This window comes from Caulobacter sp. 17J65-9 (genome assembly GCF_010975005.1).
Taxonomy (GTDB): domain Bacteria; phylum Pseudomonadota; class Alphaproteobacteria; order Caulobacterales; family Caulobacteraceae; genus 17J80-11.
In genome coordinates, this window is sequence record NZ_JAAIVC010000006.1 from 23,114 (window position 1) to 44,361 (window position 21,248).

Genomic DNA, 21,248 nt, shown 5'->3' on the forward strand with positions numbered 1-21,248 from the left:
CCTACAGATGCACGCGCCTCAGCCGAAGCGCGTTGCCGACCACGCTGACCGACGAGAGGGCCATGGCCCCGGCCGCGATCGCCGGGGACAGCAGAAGCCCGAACAGCGGGTACAGCAGCCCGGCCGCGATCGGCACGCCGGCGGCGTTGTAGACGAAGGCGAAGAACAGGTTCTGGCGGATGTTGCGCATCACCGCGCGCGACAGCCGCCGGGCCCGGACGATGCCCGCGAGATCGCCCTTCAGCAGGGTCACCCCGGCACTCTCGATGGCCACGTCCGCACCGGTACCCATGGCGATCCCGACGTCGGCGGCGGCCAGGGCCGGCGCGTCGTTGACCCCGTCCCCGGCCAGGGCGACGACCCTGCCCTCGCGGCGGAAGCGTTCGACCACGGCGGCCTTGTCCTGCGGCAGGACCTCGGCGGCCACCTCGTCGATCCCGAGCCGGCGCGCCACCGCCTGGGCGGTCGTGCGGTTGTCGCCGGTCATCATCACCAGGCGCACGCCGGACCGCTTCAGCGCTTCGACGGCGCCCTGCGCATTCGCCTTGATCGGATCGGCGATGCCGAACACGCCGGCCAGGCGTCCGTCCACGCCGGCGAAGATCGCTGTCGCCCCGTCCTGGCGCAGGCGCTCGGCCGCGGCGTCCAGTTCGGCGGTGGCGACGCCCTGCTCGGCCATGAACTCGCCGCTGCCCAGGGCCAGCGCGCGGCCTTCGACCCGGCCGACCACGCCCTTGCCGACCGGCGAGTCGAACTCGCTCGCCTCCGTGAGCGCGATGGAGCGGTCGACGGCGGCGCGGACAACGGCGTCGGCCAGCGGGTGTTCGCTGTTGCGCTCCAGGCTGGCGGCGAGGCGCAGCAACTCCTGCTCGTCGAAGCCGGCCGCCGGCTCGATGGCGACGACGGCGGGGCGGCCTTCGGTCAGGGTGCCGGTCTTGTCGACCACCAGGGTGTCGACCTTCTCGAAGCGCTCCAGCGCCTCGGCGTTCTTGATCAGCACGCCCGCCTGGGCCCCGCGACCGACGCCCACCATGATCGAGATCGGCGTCGCCAGGCCCAGGGCACAGGGACAGGCGATGATCAGCACCGACACGGCGGCGACGAGGGCGAAGGCCATGCGCGGCTCCGGCCCGACCAGCGACCAGACGACGAAGGCCAGGGCCGCCGCCGCGATCACGGCCGGCACGAACCAGCCCGACACCTGGTCGGCCAGGCGCTGGATCGGCGCGCGGCTGCGCTGGGCGCTCGCCACCATCTGCACGATCTGGGACAGCAGGGTGTCGGCCCCGACCTTCTCGGCCCGCATGACGAACGAGCCGGTCTTGTTCAGCGCCCCGGCCACCACCTGCGCGCCCGGCGCCTTGGTCACGGGCATCGACTCGCCGGTCACCATGGACTCGTCGACCGCGGCGCGGCCGTCGATCACCGCGCCGTCCACCGGGATCTTCTCGCCGGGCCGGACCCGCAGCCGATCCCCGACCCCGATCAGGTCCAGCGTCACTTCCTCGTCGCTCCCGTCGTCACGGACGCGCCGCGCGGTCTTGGGCGCGAGGTCCAGCAGGGCCCGGATCGCGCCGGAGGTCTGTTCGCGCGCCCGCAGCTCCAGCACCTGGCCCAGCAGGACCAGCACGGTGATCACCGCCGCGGCTTCGAAATAAACCGGGACGACGCCGTGCTCCCGGAAGGCCTCGGGGAACGCGCCGGGCGCCAGCACGGCGACGACGCTGTAGAGCCAGGCGACGCCCACGCCCATGGCGATCAGGGTGAACATGTTGAGGCTGCGCGCCTTCAGCGACGCCCAGCCCCGCGCGAAGAACGGCCAGCCAGCCCACAGCACGACCGGGGTGGCCAGCGCGAACTGCAGCCAGTTCGACGTCTGGCGGCCGACCGGCATGTGCAGGCCGGCCAGGTGCGCGCCCATCTCCAGCACGAACACCGGCAGCGCGAAGGCCAGGCCGATCCAGAACCGCCGGGTCATGTCGGCCAGCTCCGGGTTGGGGCCGGTGTCCGCCGTCATCACCTCCGGCTCCAACGCCATGCCGCAAAGCGGACAGGCGCCCGGCCCGATCTGGCGGACTTCGGGATGCATGGGACAGGTGTAGACCGCGCCCTCGGGCGCGGCCGGCGCCGCAGGCCGCTCAGAATGCAGGTAGGCCTGCGGGTCGGCCTCGAACTTCTGCCGGCAACGCTCGGAACAGAAGTGCCGGGTCCGCCCGTCGAAGGTGGCACGATGCTTTGACGTATGCGGGTCGATCGTCATGCCGCACACCGGGTCGACGACATGACAGGAAGCGTGGGATCGGCCGTGTGGGTCACGACTGCGCACTCCGGAAATCTGCAAGGAGCTGCACGCTAGGGCTTCCCATCATGGGAGGGTCAACGGCCCGGTTTGCGGTCTCCCGGTCGTCGTTCGCCTCCCGAAATAACGTCGAAAAAGGCCGCTTGACCTTCCCATGACTGGAAGGTCTATCACCCCCAGGCACATCGCTGACCAACGAGGTTCGACATGCCGACCAAGTGTGACTGCTCCCCCTGCACCTGCGCCCCGTGCAAGTGCGCGCCCGCCGACGCCGGTTGCGGCTGCGGCCCGTCCTGCGCCTGCGATCCCTGCAAGTGCGCCAGCGCCGACAGCCGTGAAGGCTGCGGCGACCACTGCGGCTGAGCCGCCCTCGCCCTGCGCCTCCCGGTCCTCCCCCCGGGAGGCGCGCCCCTTTTCGTCAGGAGGACCAGATGAACATCGGCCAGGCGTCCAAGGCCTCCGGCGTCTCCACCAAGATGATACGGTATTACGAGAGCATCGGCCTGGTCCGGCCGGCCGACCGCACCGACAGCAACTACCGCAGCTTCGGCCCGCGCGAGGTCAACGAGCTGCGCTTCATCCGCCGCGCCCGCAACCTGGGCTTCTCCGTCGAGGAGATCGGCAAGCTCTTGTCGCTGTGGCGCGACCGCGAGCGCCCCTCGCGCGAGGTCAAGGCCATCGCCCAGAGCCATGTCGCCGACCTCGACGCCCGCATCGCCGAAATGCAGGCCATGGCCGACACCCTGCGCGAACTGGCCCGCTGCTGCGCCGGCGACGAACGCCCCGACTGCCCGATCCTGGCGGATCTGGCGGAGGCATAAGCGCGGCGCCCGCGTCGTTAACCGCCGGTTACCCATTCCAGCCGACCTTCGCGGCGATGGATCACGCGCGGACAAATCGGCGGCTGATGCTGGCGGCTCTGGCGGGCCTGGCGCTCGCCGGCTGCGCCACGTCGCGTTCGGCCGCGCGCTTTCCCGACATCGACTTCGCCACCTGGACCGACGACGAGCCCGGCTATCGGCTCTATCCCGGCGACGAGATCGAGGTCGCGACCCCGACCGCGCCGGAGCTGACCCGCACGGTCAAGGTCGGGCCGGACGGGCGGGTCGCCCTGCCCCTGATCGGCGACGTGATGGCGGCCGACCGCTCGCTGCCGGACCTGCAGACCGACATCTCCAAGGCCTATTCCAGCCAGCTGCTGCGCCCAGTCGTCGAGGTCTCGCTGAAGACCGCCGGCCTGAAGGTGTTCGTCGGCGGCGAGGTCACGTCCCCCGGCGCCATCGACATGCCCGGCGACATCGACGCCCTGCAGGCGGTGATCATGGCCGGCGGCTTCAAGCCGGGCGCCAAGACTTCGGAAGTGGTGCTGATCCGGCGCGGCCCCGGCGGGCGCGCCATGGCCCGCACCATCGACCTGTCGAAGGCCCTGAAGGACCCCAGCCGCGCCGACCGCGCCGCGCTGCGCCGCTTCGACATCGTCTACGTGCCGCGGACCGCCGCGGCCGAAGCCGGGGTCTACATGGCCCAGGTCCGCGACATGATGCCCATCGGCTTCAGCTACTCGCTGAACAATCCTTACGGTCGCTAGCGCATTTTCCGCCGAAGTGGCCGCCGGTTCGGCGCAGAAAATGCGCTCAGTCAGGATTCCGACCTGATCCGATCCGAGGGATCGGATCAGGCGGGACGCATTAGACACACTTCGCCGAACAAGCTTGGCATTACGCCTTTGTAACGCGACTCACCCCATAGGCGACGGCACAGCTTCGCGGTGCGCGACGAAGCCTCCGGCGTGGGTATCGGGAGGACGGCGCACCAGGGGGAATCTCCATGACGCGCTCCGTCCGCACGCGCCGCAACGGCGCCTGGCTCGCCGCCGTGGCCGCCGCCGGCAGCCTGCTCGCCGGCGCCGCCCTGGCCCAGGAACCCGGCACGGACGGCCGCACCGTCTATCCCGCCGAATGGTTCGCGAAGTTCGCCCCGTCGAACGCCTGGGACATGGCCTCCCAAGTGCCGGGCGTGACGGTCGAGGACGGCGAGGACGTGCGTGGCTTCGCCGGCGCGGCCGGCAACGTGGTCATCAACGGCGCCCGTCCCAGCGCCAAGGCCGAGAGCCTGCAGTCGATCCTCAGCCGCATCCCGTCGGCCCAGGTCGTCCGCGTCGAGGTGGTGCCCGGCCAGCTGATCGGCGGCGAGTACCGCGCCCGCGCCCAGGTCATCAACGTGGTCCTGACCGAGGAGGCCAGCGGCTGGTCCGGCGCGGTCGATGCGACGGTGCGCATGCCCTACACCAACCAGGCGTCGCTCTCGGGCGGCGCGTCGGCCCTGTACCGCAAGGGCGCGACTTCGCTGAACCTGGCGGTCAGCCACTACAGCGACAACTCGCCCGACCAGGGCTACGACCTTTGGGTCGACCGTCCGTCCGGCGACCTGATCGAGCGCCGCGACAAGATCAACCGCTACACCACCCGCGAAGACACGCTGAGCGCCAGCTGGGCCTGGGAGCCGACCGACGGGCGCGCCGCGCACCTGAACGGCCGGGCCTGGAGCTGGGAGAACCCGCTGCGCCACAAGTCCGAGGTCAGCAACGACAGCGGCCCGCTGCGCTACGACACCATCGCCCAGAACCCGGAACGCCAGGGCTATGAGCTGGGCGGCGACTTCAGCCGGCCGTTCGGCGGGGGCACGGCGAAGCTGGTCGGCCTGATGCGCCGCGTGGGCTACCAGACCGAGGAAACCCAGCTGAACCACACGCCGGCGGGCGTCCTGACCGGCGGCGTCACGCAGAGCGTCGACAACACCTACGGCGAAAGCATCGTGCGCGGGACCTGGTCGCGCGAGAACCTGTGGGGCTGGTCGATCGAGACCGGCGCCGAGGCCGCGCTGAACACGCTGGACGCCGACATCGGCCTGGCCCTGGTCGACGACCTTGGCGTGCGCACCCCGATCCAGCTGCCGGGCTCGCAGGCCACGGTCGAGGAAGTCCGCGGCGAGGCCTTCGTCAGCGGCGGGCGCAAGCTGACCCCGACGCTGAGCTTCGACTGGGGCGTGGCGGTCGAGACCTCGACCATCTCGTCGGACGCTTCGACCCTCACGCCGGGTCTGACCGTCTCGTCCGAGCGGACTCTGACCTTCGTGAAGCCGCGCGCTTCGCTGGAGTGGCGTCCGGACACCAACTGGCGCGCGCGCGTGGCGGTCGGGCGCACCGCGGCCCAGCTGAACTTCGACGACTTCGTCTCCAATGTGGAGCTGGCCAACGGCCGTTCGAACGGCGGCAACGTGGCGCTGGAGCCCGAGCGCACCTGGCGGCTGACCGGCGAGATCGAGCGCAAGGTGCTGGGGGACGGCACGCTGCGCCTGGGCCTGAACAGCGACTGGGTCGAGATGGTCCAGGATCGCGTGCCGATCGAGATCTTCGACGAGCACGGCGTGCTGGTCGACGTGGTCGACGGTCCGGGCAACCTGGGCGACGGGCGCCGCATCTGGCTGGAGGCCGTGGCCGGCCTGCCGCTGGACCGCTTCGGCGTCACCGGCGGGCGGTTCAACGCACGCTGGACCCTGCAGGACAGCTCGGTCACCGACCCCTACACCCACTCCGACCGCGAGTTCACCGGCGAAGAGCCGTGGGGCTTCTCGGCCGACTTCCGCCAGGACCTGCGCGCCCACAACCTGGCCTGGGGCGTGGTCTACGACGCCGAAGGCGGCAGCCCGCAGTACCGGATCAACGAGATCGACGTCTGGAATCCGGAGAACTACTGGTTCCGCGTGTTCGTCGAGGCGCGTCCGAACGCCCAGACCACCATCACGCTCAGCGCCAACAACGTGTTCAACCGGCCGGTCATCCGTGACCGCACCTTCTTCGACGGCACGCGCGAGTTCGACATCAACGGTCACGAGCTGCGCTGGCGCAAGCAGGGCACGGTCTGGCAGATCCAGATGAAACGGACCTTCGGCTAAGGCCCGCGCCCGACCCGACTTCGTCGCTGAAAGGCGGGGGTTTGTCGCAAACCCCCGCGGCTTTCCCGGCCCCCACGGCAAAGCTTCCGCGTGCGCGAAAACCCCCGACGCGTGATGATCGGCGGGACGGCGCAGTCCGGGGGATACCGATGCGCCTTTACGATCGTTCTCGCCGCCGTCGCGGCCGCCTGCTCGCCTTCACCGCCGCCGCCGCCCTGGTCGCCGGGGCCGCCCAGGCCCAGGAGCAGGCCGCCGACGGCCGCACCGTCTACGCGTCCGCCTGGTTCGCGCAGTTCGCTCCATCCAACGCCTGGGACATGGCCTCGCGCGTGCCGGGCGTGAACGTCCAGGACGGCGAGGACGTGCGCGGCTTCGCCGGCGCGGCCGGCAACGTGGTCATCAACGGCGAGCGCCCAAGCGCCAAGGCCGAAAGCCTGCAGTCGATCCTCAGCCGCATTCCCGCCGCCCAGGTCGTGCGCGTCGAGCTCGTGCCTGGCCAGGTGATCGGCGGCGAGTACCGCTCGCGCGCCCAGGTCATCAACGTGGTGCTGAGCGACAGCGCCGACGGCTGGTCCGGCGCGGCCGAGGCCACCGTGCGCATGCCCTTCACCCGCCAGACCGCCCTGTCGGGCGGGGTTTCGGCCCTGTACCGCAAGGGCGCGACCTCGCTGAACCTGGCCGTCGAGCACTACCGCGAGAACCAGCCCGACGAAGGCTTTGATCTGCTCACCGCGCGTCCGTCGGGCGCGCTGATCGAACGGCGCGACAAGGTCAACCGCTACAAGCCGCAACAAGACACCCTCAGCGCCAGCTGGGCGTGGGAACCGTCGGACGGCCGCGCCGCCCACCTGAACGGCCGCGCCTGGAGTTGGGCGAACCCATTGAGACAAACCTCCCGCGTCAGCGACGCCGGCGGCCCGATCCGGTTCGACAGCATCGACCAGGTCCCCGAACGCCGTGGTTTCGAGGGGGGCGGCGACTTCAGCCGCCCCCTGGCCGGCGGCACGGCCAAGCTGGTCACCTTGGCCCGACGTGAACGCTACCAGACCGACGAAGCGCAGCTGAACCACACGCCCGCCGGCGTGCTGACCGGCGGCTTCGCCCAGTCCGTCGACAACCTGTACGGCGAGACCATCGGCCGGGGGACCTGGTCGCGCGACAACCTCTGGGGCTGGTCGTTCGAGACCGGCGCCGAGGTGGCGCTGAACACGCTGGACGCCGACATCCGCATCGCCTCGGTCGACGCCTCGGGCCACCACACCCCGATCCCCTTCCCCGGCTCGCAGGTGCTGGTCGAGGAGATCCGCGGCGAGGCCTTCGTCAGCGGCGGGCGCAAGCTGACCCCGACCCTGACCTTCGACTGGGGCGCCGCGATCGAGACCTCGACCATTTCGGTGGAGGCGGCCGACTACGAGCGCACCCTCACCTTCATCAAGCCGCGCGCCTCGCTGGAATGGCGCCCCGACGCGCAATGGCGGATGCGCCTGGCGGTCGGCCGGACGGCGGCGCAGCTGAACTTCGACGACTTCGTCTCGAACGTGGAGCTCGCCACCGAGCGCGCCAACGGCGGCAACGTCACCCTGGAGCCGGAGCGCACCTGGCGGCTCACCGGCGAGATCGAGCGCAAGGTGCTGGGCGACGGCGCGGTGCGCCTGGCGCTGAACAGTGACTGGGTCGAGATGGTCCAGGACCGCGTGCCCGTCGAGGTGCTGGGCCCCGACGGCCCTGACCCGGACTCAGATCCGGACGTGATCGACGTGGTCGACGCGCCGGGCAATCTGGGCGACGGCCGGCGGCTGTGGCTGGAGGCGGCGGTCGGCCTGCCGCTGGACAGGTTCGGCGTCGCCGGCGGCCGCTTCAACGCTCGCTGGACCCTGCAGGACAGCCGCGTGCGCGATCCCTACACGCACAAGGACCGGGACTTCACCTTCGAGGAGCTGTGGGGCTTTTCGGCCGACTTCCGCCAGGACCTGCGGGCGCGCAATCTGGCCTGGGGGATCGTCTACGACGCCGAAGGCGCCCTGCCGCAGTACCGGCTGAACGAGTTCGACGTCTACAACCCGGAGAACACCTGGTTCCGGGTGTTCGTCGAGGCGCGCCCCAACGCGCAGACCACCATCACGCTCAGCGCCAACAACGTGCTGGACCGGGCGCTGGAGCGGGATCGGGATTTCTACTTCCCCAACCGCACCACGCCGGATCCGATCGCGCACGAATACCGCTGGCGCACCCAGGGCGTGACCTGGGCCCTGCAGCTGAAGCGGACGTTCGGGTAGCGCTTAGAGATACGGCGCGAGGGTCAGCGCACCCAGGGCGATCGCCCCGACCGCACAGATCAGCACCGCGCCGGCGGCCACGTCCTTGGAGCGCTGCACCAGGACGTGGAAGTCCGGCGAGACCACGTCGCACAGGTGTTCGAAGGCGGTGTTCATCGCCTCGGCCACCCAGACCAGGACGATGGCCACGATCAGCCAGCGCCAGTCCTCGGCCCGGACCTTCAGCCCGATCCCGGCGGCCACGACCGCCGCGGTCGCGGCCAGATGGATCCAGGCGTTGTGCTGGGTGCGTAGCATGAAGCCGATGCCGGTGAAGGCGTAGCGGAAGCTCTTCAGCCGGGCGGCGATGGTGAAGCGGGCGGGCGTCATGGCGTCGAGGGTCATGGTGAGGCGAAGCCGGCGAAAACGCCAAGCTAGGCCATTGCGCGCCCTCGCGTCAGCCCGCCGCTCGCCTGTCGGGCGACACGGGCTTGCACAACCCTGACGGTTCGGCGAACGTCAGAACCGTAGAGGTCGACTGCGCCGATTCCGGGGGGAAGCGCGCCGGTCGACCTCGCGATCCGGGGGGATCGTCACAAGCCAGACCGCAATCGCGGCGCGCCTGCGCCGCGGCGGCGCATGCGCGTCGGACTCCCTCACGTTTTCGGCGGCTGCGGCCGCCCATCGAAGGAGGGAGTTCAGTGCTGATTATCTGGTCCGGCAAGGGCATCCTGGTGCCGCTGTTCGTGGTGGTCGCGTTCTTCCTGTGCATGTTCATCGTCACCCCGCTGCACCTGGCGGGCGGGCTCGAGTCGGCCGCGGCCGTCAGCCTGGCCGGCGTGGTCGCCGGGGCGGCGCTGTTCTTCACCACCCGCGCCATCGAATCCAAGGAAGGCCGCGTCTACATCGACGCGGCGACCAACCAGCGCTTCGAAGTGAAGCCGAACGCCGGCTCGTTCTTCTTCATCCCGACCCGCTACTGGTCCTACATCGTCGCCGTGCTGGGGATCGGCATCGCGATCGCGGCCGTGATCAACCCGTCCGCGACCGCGGCGCAGTTCTGATCTCCCAAGCGGGATTGTGACGAGCGCGGAGGGCTTTCACCCTCCGCGCTTTTTCATGTCCGACGCGGTGCGAAACCGCCCGGTCGCCGGCGCGGGCGTGTTAGACTGCGGGGATGTCCGATCCCGTCGACACCGCCCCCAAGCCGGCCGCCGCGGCCGAAGCCCTCGCCGCCGCCCTCGCCCGCAAGAAGGCCGCCCAGGCCGGCCTAGCCAACGGCCCCGGCGGCCGTCGTCAGGCCGAGCGCGTCGCCGCCGCCCACGCGGCCTCGAAGTCCAAGCCGAAGCTGCGCAAGTGAGCGTCGCCTTCACCAAGGAGCAGGATTACGAGGCGACCGCCGCGGACCTGCCCGACCGCCCGATCTCGACCCATCCCAACCTGGTCACGGCCTCCGGCCTGGCCCAGCTGGACGCCGCCCTGAGCGAAGCGCGGGAAGCCTTCACCGCCGCCAAGGCCAGCGGCGGCGACATCCAGGCCGACCGCACCGCCATGGCCCGCGCCACGCGCGACCTGCGCTACTGGAACGCCCGGCGCGCGTCGGCCCAACTGACCGAACCGGAAGGCCCCGCCGACCAGGCCCTGTTCGGGCGCACCGTCACCATCGAACGCGACGACGGCCGCACCCAGAGCTTCCGCATCGTCGGCGAGGACGAGGCCGACCCGGCCAAGGGCAGCGTCTCTTACATCTCCCCCCTCGCCCAGGCCCTGATGGGCAAGGCCGTCGGCGACGAGGCCCTGGTCAACGGCGCGGAAGTGGAGATCGTCGCGGTCGCCTGAAACGCGGTCACCTGAAGCGCGAGCGCTGTCCCGAGCCGTCGCCACGGTGTAGCTTGCGCGCCGCGGCGCCTCGCCGCTCGGGGGATCAGTCTCATGCGTTTCTTGGCTTCACTCGTCGTCGCGACCGTCATGCTGGTGGCCGGCCCGGCCGCCGCCCAGGCCGCCTGGAGCAACTTCAAGAGCGCCGACTACGGCTTTTCGGTCGACCTGCCGGGCGAGCCCGCCGTGACCCATCCCCCGATCGAGGGGACGGTGGACACCGCACAGTTCACCGTCGCGGGTGACAGCGAAGCCTTCATGATCATGATCGTCCAGCTCGCGCCGAACGAGACCAGCGTGGCCGGCGCACTCGACTCCTTCCTGGACGGCGTGGTCGCCGGGGCCGGCGGCCAGCAGACCTCGCGCGAGCCGACCAGCGTCTCGGGCAAGGACGCCCGCAAGGCGGCGATCGACTTCCCGAACGGCGCGAAGGGCGACGCGGTGGCGACCATTCACGGCGACCGCGCCTACATCGCCATCGGCATGCGCGCCCCGGACGCCGACGCCGCCGGCGTCGAGCGCATGGTCCGCTCCTTCCGCCTGATCGGCTGATCGCGGCCGATCGGGCGTCGTCGCCCCGTCACGGACCTCCGGTATTCACCACGACGCATTTGTGGTTAAGCTTGCCCCGGCTCGGGGGAGCTGGGGAGCGGGACCATGGTCTGGTGGTGGTGGATTTTGCCGGCGCTCGTCGGCCTGATCGGCGTGGCGATCCTGCTGGGCGGGTTCGGCGCGATGTTCCGCGGCAAGGCGGGCAAGGGCCTGTTCGGGACCCTGGCCGGCGCGCTGTTCCTGGCGGTCGCGGCCGCCGCGGCCCTGCTGGGCCTGAACGTGCAAACCTACAACCGGCTGACCTATGAGCGCCCGGTCGCCACGCTGGAGCTGAAGCAGAAGGGCCCGCGCCTCTACGACGCCGCCCTGTCCCTGCCGGCCCCGGAAGGCCAGGCCTCGGCGGTCACCCGCACCTACGAGATCCACGGCGACGAATGGCGGGTGGAAGCCCGGGTGCTGAAGTGGAAGGGCTGGGCCAACGTGCTGGGCCTCGACAGCCAGTACCAGCTGGACCGCCTGTCGGGCCGCTACGAAGACACTGAATCCGAACTGCACGCCGAGCGCAGCGTCTACGACCTGCGCCCGACCCAGCAGGGCGGCCTGGACGCCTGGACCCTGGCGCGCAAGTACAAGAAGTACGCCCCCATGGTCGACGCCCTCTACGGCTCGGGCGCCTCCATGCCGATGGCCGACGGCGCCAAGTACGAGGTCTGGATCACCCAGAGCGGCCTGATCGCCCGGCCGGTGAACCCGCAGGCCGAACAGGCGTCGACGGGCGGGTGGCACTGACCTCCTTCTCCCCCTGAGGGAGAAGGACGGAGCCCGCGCGCCGGCGCGAAGCGCAGGCCTGCGCGGGAGGATGAGGGGTCGCGCTCCGCTCTCCTGATCCTCCAGCGGCCGCGTTTCCCTTAGGCGCGGCGCGACCCCTCATCCTCCCGCCCTAACCTCCGCCCTCGCGGGCTCCGGTGGGCGGGGCCCTCCTTCTCCCTCAGGGGGAGAAGGAGCCGATCACCCCCACTTCGGCCAGGTCTCGCCGACCACACGGCCCACATCGGCCAGCGCCTGATCCCGCGCCTTGGCGTCGGCGGCTTCTGCCCCGGTCAGGTAGGCGGTGATCAGCACCGGCCCGCCGCTGGGCGGCCAGGCGACGGCGATGTCGTTGGCGGTGCCCCGCTCGCCGGTGCCGGTCTTGTCGCCGATCGTCCAGGCGCTCGGCAGGCCGGCGCGCAGGCGGCGCCCGCCCGTGGTGGTCGCCTTCATCCATCCCGTCAGCCGTCCGCGCGACGTCTCCGTCAGGGTCGGGCCCAGCACGATGGCGCCCATCGACTTCAGCATGGCCCGGGGCGAGGTGGTGTCGCGCGGGTCGCCGGGGCGGCCCATGTTCAGCCCGGGCTCGGTGCGATCCAGCCGGGTGACCTCGTCGCCCAGCGAGCGGGCGAAGGCGGTCAGGGCCTGCGGGCCGCCGCTGAAGCCCAGCATCAGGTTGGCGGCGGCGTTGTCGCTCTGGCTGACGGCGGCGGCGCACAGCTCCTCGACGCTCATGTGCGCGCCGACCCGCTCCTTGGTCGCCGGCGACCAGCTGACGATGTCGGACGCCGCCACCGGCACGCGCCGGTCCAGGCGCTCCTCGCCGCGGTCGACCCGGGCCAGCACCTGCGAGGCCAGCAGGAACTTGAAGGTGCTGCACATCGGGAACAGCTCGTCCCCGCGGTGCGCGAACCGTCGTCCGTTCTGCAGGTCCAGCGCCGCCACGCCGAGGCGTCCGCCCACGCGGGCCTCGATCTCGGCGATACGCGGGCTAATCAGATCCGGGACCGGGGGCGCCGGCTCGGCCGCCGCGCGGCCTTCCGCCCTCACGCCGCAGCCGGCCAGGGCCGCCGCACCAAAGCCCAGTCCGGTCAGGATCGCGCGCCGTCCGATCATCGAAAACTCCCTCGTCGATGGAAAGAGCGTGGCCGGACGGGCGCGTGGCGGCAAACGATGATAACTGGGACGAGCCCATAGATTTTCTAAGGCCTGGCCGTGACCCGCCCTCACCTGCCGCTTAACGCCCTGCGCGCCTTCGAGGCCTCGGCCCGCCACCTCAGCTTCACCCGCGCGGCCATCGAGCTGTGCGTGACCCAGGCGGCGGTCAGCCATCAGGTGAAGGGACTGGAGGAACGGCTGGGCGCGGCCCTGTTCCGCCGCCTGCCGCGGGGCCTCGCCCTCACTGACGAAGGCCTGGCCCTGCTGCCGACCCTGCGCGACGCCTTCGACCGCATGGGCGACCTGGTCGCGCGTTTCGAGGCCGGCCAGGTGCGCGAGGTGCTGACCGTGGGCGCGGTCGGCACCTTCGCGGTCGGCTGGCTGCTGCCGCGCCTGCCGGCCTTCCACGAGGCGCATCCGTTCGTGGACCTGCGCCTGATGACCAACAACAACCGCGTCGACCTGGCGGCCGAGGGGCTGGACTGCGCCATCCGCTTCGGCGACGGGGCCTGGCACGGCACCGACGCGGCGGAGCTGTTCGACGCGCCGATGACGCCGCTGTGCACGCCCGCCCTGGCCGAGCGCCTGCGCCAGCCGTCCGACCTGGCCGGGGAAGTCCTGCTCCGCTCCTACCGGGCCGACGACTGGCCCGACTGGTTCGCCGCCGCGAACGTCCCCTGCCCGCCGGTGCGCGGGCCGGTGTTCGACTCCTCCTGGGTGATGGTCGAGGCCGCCCAGCTCGGGACCGGCGTGGCCCTGGCGCCGCCCGCCATGTTCGAACGCGACCTGACCCGCGGCCGGCTGGTGCGCCCGTTCGCGACCGAGGTGTCGACCGGCCGCTACTGGCTGACCTGGCTGAAGTCGCGTGCGCCCTCGCCGGCTATGCGCGCCTTCCAGGCCTGGCTGGCGGAGGCGGCCGCCGGCTGATCCTGCGACGTCCCGCCGCACCCGCGGACCCGCCATGCGCGCACGGCGTTATCCCTGCGAGCCGCCCGGCTACCGTACAGGGTCCCCGCATGAGCACCGCCGACGAGTTCCGCGCCCACGCCGAGCACATGGAACGCCTGGCCAGAGGCGCCCGCACCGACGCCGAGCGCGAAGTGTTCATGGGCTTCGCCACCACCTGGCGGCAGCTGGCCGACGAATCCGAATACGGCCGTCGCCGCCTGGCCGAGCCGCCGCCGCGCCCCAGCCGCACCCAGTACCTGACCCACGCGGTGGAGATGGAGGAACGCGCCAAGGCCGCCAAGACCGGCGAGGAACGCGAGCTGTTCCGCGACTTCGCCGCCCGCTGGCGCCAGCTGGCCGACGAGCTCAGCGCCCACGCCCGCGGCGTGGCGGAGACCCGGCCGCGGCACTAATTTTCAACGTCATCCCGGAAAGCGCGCAGCGCTTATCCGGGACCCAGCAAGCTCGACCTGAACGCCGCGAAGGTCTGCAATAAGCGTAGCGCTTGCTGGGTCCCGGCTCTCCGCTTCGCTACGGCCGGGATGACGGGTGTTGGTTGAGCACCGCCTGCGCCGCCCACACGCCCGTCGCAAAGCTCGCCTGCAGAAGGTAGCCGCCGGTCGGGGCCTCCCAGTCCAGCATCTCGCCCGCCGCATAGACGTTCGCCAAACCGCGCACGGCGAGGTCCTCGTCCACCGCCGACAGGTCGACGCCGCCGGCGCTGGAGATGGCGCGGTCCAGGCCCTGTACGCCGGTCAGGACGACAGGCGCGGCCTTGATCCGGCGCGCCAGCTCGCTCGGATCGGCCGGCAGCTCGCCCGCCTCGCGCAGCAGGTTGGCCGCCGCCGGCGACAGGTGCGCCGCCTTGCGCAGGAAGTTCGACATGGACTGGCCGGCGCGCGGACGGGCCAACTGCGCGGCCAGGCGGTCCAGCGGCAGGTCGGGGCGCAGATCGATCTCCAGCACCGCCCGCCCGTCGCGCTCGACCGCGTCGCGCAGGGTCGACGACAGGGCGTAGATCGCCCCGCCCTCGATCCCGTAGCGGGCCAGCATGGCCTCGCCCTTCACCGTGCGTCCGCCGAAGGACAGGGCGACGTTCTTCAGCGGCTCGCCGGCGAAGCGGTCCCTGAACATCGGGCTCCAGGCCACGTCGAAGCCGCTGTTGGCCGGTCGGAACGGCGCAACCGCCACCCCGCGCGCGGCAAGCATCGGCGCCCACGCGCCGTTCGAACCCAGGCCCGGCCAGCTGGCCCCGCCCAGCGCCAGGATGGTCGCGTCCGGCCGGACCGTCTCGACCTCGCCGGTCTCGGTGCGGAAGCTGAGCGCGCCGTCGGCGTCCCAGCCCAGCCACTCGCGCCGGGTGCGGATCTCCACGCCCAACCCCGCCAGCCGCGCCAGCCAGGCCCGCAGCAGCGGCGAGGCCTTCAGCGCCTTGGGAAACACCCGCCCGCTGCTGCCCACGAAGGTGGACTGGCCCAGTCCCTCCGCCCAGGCGACCAGGTCGGCCGGGGCGAACGCCTCCAGCATGGGGCGGAGCCGTTCGGCCGCGGGACCGTAGCGGCCGACGAAGGCCTCGAACGGCTCGGAGTGAGTGAGGTTCAGCCCGCCGCGGCCGGCCATCAGCAACTTGCGGCCGGGCGTCGGCATGCGCTCGAACACGGTCACGCGCGCCCCGGCCGCAGCCAGAATCTCGGCCGCGATCAGGCCGGCCGGCCCGGCTCCGATCACGGCGACGGAAAGCGGGCGATCGCTCATGCGAGCGCCCTACGCGTCTGGACCCGCCCGCCCGATCGCAGTAGGTGGCGCGACGGTGCGCATGCGCGGACCGAAACCGGTCTGGAGGCGAAGATGGCGGGGCTGAAGGACAAGCGTGGGTTCATCGACAAGGAACGGCTCGACCTGTCGGAACGCCAGGCCGTCGAATACTGGATGAAACGCTGGGGCGTGACCCGCGAGCAGATCACCGCCGCGCACCGCAAGGTCGGCCGCCTGACCAAGGACATCGCCGCCGAGCTGGGCAAGAAGCGCTAGGCGGCCATGCAGCGTTGGAGCGGCGATCCGGTCGCCGCCCCGCGCCAGCGGATCAGGCGACGCCCAGGAAGTCCTTCTTGCCGACTTCCACGCCGTTGTGGCGCAGGATCGCGTAGGCGGTCGTGCAGTGGAAATAGAAGTTCGGCAGCGCCTGCATCAGCAGGTAGGTCTGGCCCTTCACCACGCTGGTCTGGCCGCGGCGCACCAGGGTGATGTCGCGATCCTCCGAGCCGTCGACGTCGGCGGCCGGGATGCTCTCGAGGAAGGCGATCGTCTTGGCGATGCGCGCCTTCAGCTCGTCGAAGCTGGCTTCATTGTCCTCGTAGGCCGGCGGCTCCTGGCCGGCCAGGCGCGCGACGCAGCCCTTGGCGAAGTCGGCGGCGATCTGCACCTGGCGGGTCAGCGGGAACATGTCGGGGAACAGCCGCGACTGCAGCAGGACCGACGGCTCGATGTTGCGCGCGGCGGCGTGGGCGGCGGCCTTGTCGAGCACGCCGGCGAGGCCCTTCAGCCCCTGGATGAAGACGGGCGCAGAGGCCTGATGCATGGAAAGGGACATGGGAGCTCCGAAAGTCCGAACGACTCGCCCGGCCGTTCTACAGGGCGCTCACGCCGCCCGCGACGGTTACCTTTGATCACAAGCTGCGGCGCGGGGGCTCCGCTGGACGTCCGACTGTGTCATTATGAGCAAACCGGCCGAGACGTCTGGGGCGTCCGCACGGCCGGACAGTGAGGCTGACGTGCCTGAGTGCGCAGTGAAGACGGTGCTCGTCGTCGACGACGAGGCCCTGATCCTCGATCTGATCGCCGCCGCCCTTGAGGAGGCCGGCTACCGCGTGCTGCGCGCCGCCCACGGCATCAAGGCCATGGACGTGCTGGCGGCCGAGCGCCCGGACCTGATCGTCACCGACTACATGATGCCGTTGATGAACGGCCAGGAGCTGGCCGTCGCGGTCCGCTCCGACCCGCAGCACATCGCCCTGCCGATCATCCTGCTCAGCGGCGCCCAGGCCTTCCTCGCGCGCGGCCGCCACGACCTGTTCGACGCCGTGTTCGAAAAGCCCTTCGACGTCGAGGAACTGACCGCCGCAGTCGCCGCCCGCATCGGCGCCGCCTGATCCACCTCCGCCGCGAAGCTTAACTGTAGCGCAACGTGCGCGTGTGCTATCAGCGGGCCGCGGGGGACAGTGAATCGTGGCGTCGGCGTCTCAGGTCAGTCAGGGCGGAGTTCAGGGGGACGCGGTCGCGCGGGCCCATGAACAGATGCTCGCCGACAAATCGCTGCAGTTCGACCTGAAAGGGTTCGAGCCGCCCAAGGTCCCCGACTGGCTGCAGTGGGTGGCCGAGGCCCTGCGCGCGCTCGCGCCCGTGCTGAAGGTGGTGTTCTACGTCGGCCTGGCGGTCGGGCTCGGCCTGATCCTGTACTTCGTCGGCCGCGAGCTGATCCGCCTGCACTGGGGCGGCCGGGGCAAGGTCCTGGTCCTGAACAAGGGCGAGCCCGCCGTCGAATGGCGCCCGGACGCCGCCGTGGCGCGCACCCTGCTTGAGGACGCCGACCGGCTGGCCGGCGAGGGCCGGTTCGCGGAAGCCGTGCGCCTGCTGCTGTTCCGCAGCATCGAAGACATCCAGGGCCGCCGCCCGCATGCGGTGAAGCCGGCCCAGACCACCCGGGACATCGCCGCGCTGGACGCCCTGCCCGCCTCCGCCCGCCCGGCCTTCGCCAAGATCGGCGAAGCGGTCGAGCGCAGCTTCTTCGGCGGCCGTCCCGTCGACGCCGAGACCTTCGCCGACTGCCGCCAGGCCTACGAGGCCTTCGCCCTGCCCGGAGGGTGGAGCGCATGAGCGAGGCGGTCGTGAACACGCCGGGCGTCGCGGCCCCCAAATCTTCGGGCCCCCGCGGCGCCTTCTCGCCGGTCACCGTGCTGTGGCTGGTGCTGGTCGGGGTCTTCAGCCTGTCGGCCCTCGGCGTGCTGTCGGCCTATGCGCCGGACCTGCGCAAGGGCGACGACGGCGGCGCGCACGCCCTGTCGACCTCGGCGGTCGGTTACGCCGGAGCGGTGAAGATGCTGCGCCTGCGCGGCGAGCCGGTCGTGGTCAGCCGCGGTCCGCTCCCCGACGACGCCGAGGGCCTGCTGATCCTCACCCCGACCGAGGCGCACGACGCCAAGGCGCTGGACGAGATCAGCTATGACGGCACCGTGCTGGTCGTGCTGCCGAAGTGGCGCACCGCGCCGGAACCGCTGCACCGGGGCTGGGTGCGCGCCGTCGAGAAGATCGACCCCGGCGTCCTGACCAAGCGCCTGCTGAACGGCCTGGCGCCCGCCAGCAAGGTCGAACGCCGCAAGGGCAAGGCCCACCCCCGACTGGGCGAACCCGGCCACGCCCTGGGCGCGCCGCTGGGCGAGATCGAGGACCTGCAGACCCTCTCCGGGGCTGGCTGGCAACCGGTGCTGGTGGACGAGACCGGCCGCACCGTGCTGGCCTGGCAGGCGAAGAAGGGCGTCTACGTCCTGGCCGATCCCGACCTGCTGAACACCCACGGCCTGCGCGATCTGGCCACCGCCCGCCAGGCGATGTCGATGATCGACTACTTGCGCGACGGCGACGGCGGTCCGGTCGTGTTCGACGCCACCCTGCACGGCTTCAAGCGGCCGCGCAGCGTCCTGCGCCTGGCGCTGGAGCCGCCGTTCCTGGGCGTCACCCTGAGCGCGCTGGCCGTCGCCTTGCTGGTGTCGCTGCAGGCCTTCGCCCGCTTCGGCCCGCTGCGGGTCGCCGGCCGCTCCCTGGCGCTGGGCAAGCAGGCGCTCGCCGACAACACCGCCGCCCTGGTGCGCATGGCCAAGCGCGAGCACCGCATGGCCGGACCCTATGCGTTGCTGGTCCGCGCCGCCGTGGTGCGCGCGGTCGGCGCGCCGCGAAACCTGAGCGGCGACGAACTGGACGCCTTCCTCGACCGGCTGAGCAAGCTGGGCGGGGCGACCCACGGCTACACCGAACTGGCGGCCGAGGCGCGCGCGGCGCGCACGCCGGCCGATCTGATGCGGGTCGCCCGCAAACTGCACCTCTGGAGACTGGAGATGACGCGTGAACGTCGCTGACGTGAAGGACCTGGCCGGCCGCATGCGCGCCGAGATCGCCAAGGCCGTGGTCGGGCAGACCGACACCGTGGACCTGATGCTGACGGCCCTGTTCGCCGGCGGCCACGTCATGCTGGAAGGCCCGCCCGGGACCGCCAAGACGCTGCTCGCGCAGAGCTTCGCGCGCACGCTGGGCCTGGCCTACGGCCGCATCCAGTTCACGCCGGACCTGATGCCGGGCGACATCATCGGCACCAACCTGTTCAACTTCCAGACCAGCACCTTCACCCTGACCCGGGGTCCGGTGTTCTGCGACCTGCTGCTGGCCGACGAGATCAACCGCACGCCGCCCAAGACCCAGGCCGCCCTGCTGGAAGCCATGCAGGAGCGCACCGTCACCATCGACGGCCAGGGGCACCGGCTGAGCGAGCGCTTCACCGTCATCGCCACCCAGAACCCGATCGAGCAGCAGGGCACCTATCCCCTGCCCGAGGCCCAGCTGGACCGCTTCCTGTTCAAGCAGACCCTGGCCTATCCGGGGGCTGAGGAAGAGCGCGCCATCGTCGCCGCCCACGGCGCCCGCTCGGGCTCGCCCGATCCCGTCGCGCTGGGCGTCGCGCCCGTGGTCAGCGCCGCCGACCTGGCCGTGGCCGTGCGGGCCGTCGCCGAGGTGCGGCTGACCGACGAGGTGGTCGGCTATGTCGTCGACCTGGTGCGCGCCACCCGCGAGAGCGCCGACCTGGAATCCGGCGCCTCGCCGCGCGCCGCCGCCATGCTGGCCGTGGGCGCCCGTGCCCGCGCCGCCCTGCAGGGCCGCGACTACGTCCTTCCCGACGACGTGAAGGCCCTGGCCCTGCCGGCGCTGCGCCACCGGGTGATCCTGTCGCCCGCCGCCGAGATCGAGGGCCGCAAGGTCGACCAGGCCATCGCCGCCCTGGTCGAGCAGGTCGCCGCGCCCCGGTGATCTCGTGATCTACCCCACCCGCCGCGCCGTCATCCTGGCCGCCGTCGGCGCGCCCGCAGCCATGCTGCTGGGCGTGATGGCGCCTGGCTTCTGGCTGATCGGGCCGGGCTGGATCGCGCTGATGGCGGGCCTGCTGCTGGCCGACGCCGCCCTGTCGGCCCGGCGCGGGGCGCTGGCCCTGGAGCTGGCTGCGCCCACCAACGTCGGGGTGGGCACGACCGAGCCCCTGCCGGTGGCCGCCCGCTTCGCCAAGGGTCCTGCGCCTCGGTCGGTGGAGCTGGCGCTGGAAGCCGATCCGCGGCTGGGCGCGCGGCCCGGGCGCCTGACCGCCGAAGTGAACGAGCGCGCAGCCCGCGGCGCGTTCGAACTGGCCCCCGCCCGTCGCGGCGAGGCGGTCATGCAGAAGCTGTGGGTGCGCTGGCGCGGGCCGCTGGGCCTGGTCTGGAAGCAGACCGCCGAGACCATCGACGCCGTCGTGCCGGTCACCCCGGACGTCCAGGGCGTGAAGAACGAGGCCGTGCGCCTGTTCGCCCGCGACGCCATGTTCGGCGTGAAGGTGCAGATCGACACCGGCGACGGCGCCGAATTCCACGCGCTTCGCGACTTCCAGACCGGCATGGACCGCCGCGCCGTCGACTGGAAGCAGTCGGCCCGCCACTCGGCCCTGCTGGCCAAGGAATTCCGCACCGAGCGCAACCACCACATCGTCGTCGCGCTGGATACCGGCCGGCTGATGTGCGAGCCGCTGGCCGGCCTGCCGCGCATCGACCGGGCGCTGAACGCTGCCCTGCTGCTGGCCTATGTCAGCCTGCGCATGGGCGACCGCGCCGGCCTGCACGCCTTCGACGCCAAGCCGCGGCTGACGACCGGCGCGGTGGCGGGCGTGGGCGCCTTCCCGCTGCTGCAGCGGATGGCCGCCAAGCTCGACTACTCGGCCGAGGAGACCAACTACACCCTGGGCCTCACCGCCCTCTCCGGCTCGCTGGAGCGCCGCTCGCTGGTCGTGGTGTTCACCGACTTCGCCGACGCCACCAGCGCCGAGCTGATGATCGAGAACATCGCGCGGCTGCTGCGCCGGCACCTGGTGCTGTTCGTGGTGCTGCGCGACGAGGAGCTGGAAGCCCTGGCCCGCGCCGAGCCGCACGAGCCGGAGGACGTCTCGCGCGCCGTCACCGCCGCCGCCCTGCTGCACGAGCGCGACAAGGTGATCGCGCGCCTGCGCCGCATGGGCGTGCACGTCGTCGACGCCCCGGTCGAGCGGGTCGGGCCGGCGCTGCTGAACGCCTACCTGGACCTGAAGCGCAGGGACCTGCTGTGAGGAGGAC

Annotated in this window: 23 protein-coding genes; 18 read left to right on the plus strand and 5 right to left on the minus strand. The window is 71.7% G+C overall.

Annotated elements, in window-relative coordinates; all coding sequences use genetic code 11:
• Position 1: 1 nt before the first annotated feature.
• Positions 2 to 2,326, minus strand: a complete 2,325-nt coding sequence (locus G3573_RS02205) for a heavy metal translocating P-type ATPase (protein ID WP_346427328.1) — start codon at positions 2,324 to 2,326, stop codon at positions 2 to 4.
• A gap of 180 nt (positions 2,327 to 2,506) precedes the next feature.
• On the opposite strand from G3573_RS02205, the gene G3573_RS02210 reads away from it, so the two are divergent.
• The 5 genes from G3573_RS02210 to G3573_RS02230 all read left to right on the plus strand — a co-directional run bounded on the left by G3573_RS02210 (position 2,507) and on the right by G3573_RS02230 (position 8,529).
• A complete protein-coding gene (locus G3573_RS02210) occupies positions 2,507 to 2,662 on the plus strand; it encodes a hypothetical protein (RefSeq protein ID WP_163259214.1) in 156 nt (51 codons plus the stop codon).
• 68 nt (positions 2,663 to 2,730) lie between these two features.
• On the plus strand, positions 2,731 to 3,120 hold the full coding sequence (gene cueR, locus G3573_RS02215) for a Cu(I)-responsive transcriptional regulator (RefSeq protein ID WP_163259215.1): 390 nt from the start codon (positions 2,731 to 2,733) through the stop codon (positions 3,118 to 3,120).
• A gap of 86 nt (positions 3,121 to 3,206) precedes the next feature.
• Entirely contained in the window at positions 3,207 to 3,887 is a 681-nt protein-coding gene (locus G3573_RS02220; protein ID WP_240454464.1) for a polysaccharide biosynthesis/export family protein, read from the plus strand.
• A gap of 239 nt (positions 3,888 to 4,126) precedes the next feature.
• The gene (locus tag G3573_RS02225; protein WP_163259217.1) at positions 4,127 to 6,253 is read left to right on the plus strand and encodes a TonB-dependent receptor; all 2,127 of its coding nucleotides are present in this window, start codon (positions 4,127 to 4,129) and stop codon (positions 6,251 to 6,253) included.
• 149 nt (positions 6,254 to 6,402) lie between these two features.
• A complete protein-coding gene (locus G3573_RS02230) occupies positions 6,403 to 8,529 on the plus strand; it encodes a hypothetical protein (RefSeq protein ID WP_163259218.1) in 2,127 nt (708 codons plus the stop codon).
• Between the two features lie 3 nt (positions 8,530 to 8,532).
• Here the strand turns inward: G3573_RS02230 and G3573_RS02235 are convergent, their stop codons facing one another.
• Positions 8,533 to 8,913 (minus strand): diacylglycerol kinase family protein, encoded by a 381-nt coding sequence (locus G3573_RS02235; RefSeq protein WP_240454465.1) that lies wholly within the window; start codon positions 8,911 to 8,913, stop codon positions 8,533 to 8,535.
• A 296-nt stretch (positions 8,914 to 9,209) separates the two neighbouring features.
• Here G3573_RS02235 and G3573_RS02240 point away from each other — a divergent pair, with 296 nt between their 5' ends.
• The 5 genes from G3573_RS02240 (at position 9,210) to G3573_RS02260 (ending at position 11,727) form a co-directional block, all read left to right on the plus strand.
• Positions 9,210 to 9,572 carry a hypothetical protein gene (locus G3573_RS02240; protein ID WP_163259219.1) on the plus strand — a complete coding sequence of 121 codons (363 nt, stop codon included), beginning with the start codon at positions 9,210 to 9,212 and terminating at the stop codon, positions 9,570 to 9,572.
• 113 nt (positions 9,573 to 9,685) lie between these two features.
• Positions 9,686 to 9,868 carry a hypothetical protein gene (locus tag G3573_RS22130; RefSeq protein WP_163259220.1) on the plus strand — a complete coding sequence of 61 codons (183 nt, stop codon included), beginning with the start codon at positions 9,686 to 9,688 and terminating at the stop codon, positions 9,866 to 9,868.
• Positions 9,865 to 10,347, plus strand: a complete 483-nt coding sequence (gene greA, locus G3573_RS22135) for a transcription elongation factor GreA (RefSeq protein ID WP_163259221.1) — start codon at positions 9,865 to 9,867, stop codon at positions 10,345 to 10,347. Before G3573_RS22130 ends, greA begins: the two co-directional genes overlap by 4 nt.
• 93 nt (positions 10,348 to 10,440) lie before the next feature.
• On the plus strand, positions 10,441 to 10,938 hold the full coding sequence (locus tag G3573_RS02255) for a hypothetical protein (RefSeq protein ID WP_163259222.1): 498 nt from the start codon (positions 10,441 to 10,443) through the stop codon (positions 10,936 to 10,938).
• A 105-nt stretch (positions 10,939 to 11,043) separates the two neighbouring features.
• Entirely contained in the window at positions 11,044 to 11,727 is a 684-nt protein-coding gene (locus G3573_RS02260) for a hypothetical protein (RefSeq protein WP_163259223.1), read from the plus strand.
• Positions 11,728 to 11,946: 219 nt separating this feature from the next.
• Here G3573_RS02260 and bla read toward each other — a convergent pair whose 3' ends face one another.
• A complete protein-coding gene (gene bla / locus G3573_RS02265) occupies positions 11,947 to 12,861 on the minus strand; it encodes a class A beta-lactamase (RefSeq protein WP_163259224.1) in 915 nt (304 codons plus the stop codon).
• A gap of 99 nt (positions 12,862 to 12,960) precedes the next feature.
• Between bla and G3573_RS02270 the strand changes: the two genes are divergently transcribed.
• Both G3573_RS02270 and G3573_RS02275 read left to right on the plus strand, forming a co-directional pair.
• Positions 12,961 to 13,830: a LysR family transcriptional regulator gene (locus tag G3573_RS02270; protein ID WP_163259225.1), complete on the plus strand. Its 870-nt coding sequence runs from the start codon at positions 12,961 to 12,963 to the stop codon at positions 13,828 to 13,830.
• A gap of 89 nt (positions 13,831 to 13,919) precedes the next feature.
• Entirely contained in the window at positions 13,920 to 14,264 is a 345-nt protein-coding gene (locus G3573_RS02275) for a hypothetical protein (protein ID WP_163259226.1), read from the plus strand.
• Between the two features lie 118 nt (positions 14,265 to 14,382).
• Here G3573_RS02275 and G3573_RS02280 read toward each other — a convergent pair whose 3' ends face one another.
• Positions 14,383 to 15,606 (minus strand): TIGR03862 family flavoprotein, encoded by a 1,224-nt coding sequence (locus G3573_RS02280; RefSeq protein ID WP_163259227.1) that lies wholly within the window; start codon positions 15,604 to 15,606, stop codon positions 14,383 to 14,385.
• Between the two features lie 93 nt (positions 15,607 to 15,699).
• On the opposite strand from G3573_RS02280, the gene G3573_RS02285 reads away from it, so the two are divergent.
• Entirely contained in the window at positions 15,700 to 15,882 is a 183-nt protein-coding gene (locus G3573_RS02285; RefSeq protein WP_111513858.1) for a DUF3606 domain-containing protein, read from the plus strand.
• A 52-nt stretch (positions 15,883 to 15,934) separates the two neighbouring features.
• Here the strand turns inward: G3573_RS02285 and G3573_RS02290 are convergent, their stop codons facing one another.
• Positions 15,935 to 16,441, minus strand: a complete 507-nt coding sequence (locus G3573_RS02290; RefSeq protein WP_163259228.1) for a DUF1993 family protein — start codon at positions 16,439 to 16,441, stop codon at positions 15,935 to 15,937.
• Between the two features lie 196 nt (positions 16,442 to 16,637).
• Here G3573_RS02290 and G3573_RS02295 point away from each other — a divergent pair, with 196 nt between their 5' ends.
• The 5 genes from G3573_RS02295 (at position 16,638) to G3573_RS02315 (ending at position 21,241) form a co-directional block, all read left to right on the plus strand.
• Positions 16,638 to 17,000 carry a response regulator gene (locus tag G3573_RS02295; RefSeq protein ID WP_163259229.1) on the plus strand — a complete coding sequence of 121 codons (363 nt, stop codon included), beginning with the start codon at positions 16,638 to 16,640 and terminating at the stop codon, positions 16,998 to 17,000.
• Positions 17,001 to 17,145: 145 nt separating this feature from the next.
• On the plus strand, positions 17,146 to 17,724 hold the full coding sequence (locus G3573_RS02300; protein WP_163259230.1) for a DUF4129 domain-containing protein: 579 nt from the start codon (positions 17,146 to 17,148) through the stop codon (positions 17,722 to 17,724).
• Positions 17,721 to 18,980 carry a DUF4350 domain-containing protein gene (locus G3573_RS02305; protein ID WP_163259231.1) on the plus strand — a complete coding sequence of 420 codons (1,260 nt, stop codon included), beginning with the start codon at positions 17,721 to 17,723 and terminating at the stop codon, positions 18,978 to 18,980. The genes G3573_RS02300 and G3573_RS02305 overlap by 4 nt, the downstream gene beginning before the upstream one ends.
• Positions 18,981 to 19,002: 22 nt before the next feature.
• Positions 19,003 to 19,923 (plus strand): MoxR family ATPase, encoded by a 921-nt coding sequence (locus G3573_RS02310; RefSeq protein WP_163259255.1) that lies wholly within the window; start codon positions 19,003 to 19,005, stop codon positions 19,921 to 19,923.
• Positions 19,924 to 19,927: 4 nt separating this feature from the next.
• Positions 19,928 to 21,241, plus strand: a complete 1,314-nt coding sequence (locus G3573_RS02315; RefSeq protein ID WP_163259232.1) for a DUF58 domain-containing protein — start codon at positions 19,928 to 19,930, stop codon at positions 21,239 to 21,241.
• Positions 21,242 to 21,248: the final 7 nt, after the last annotated feature.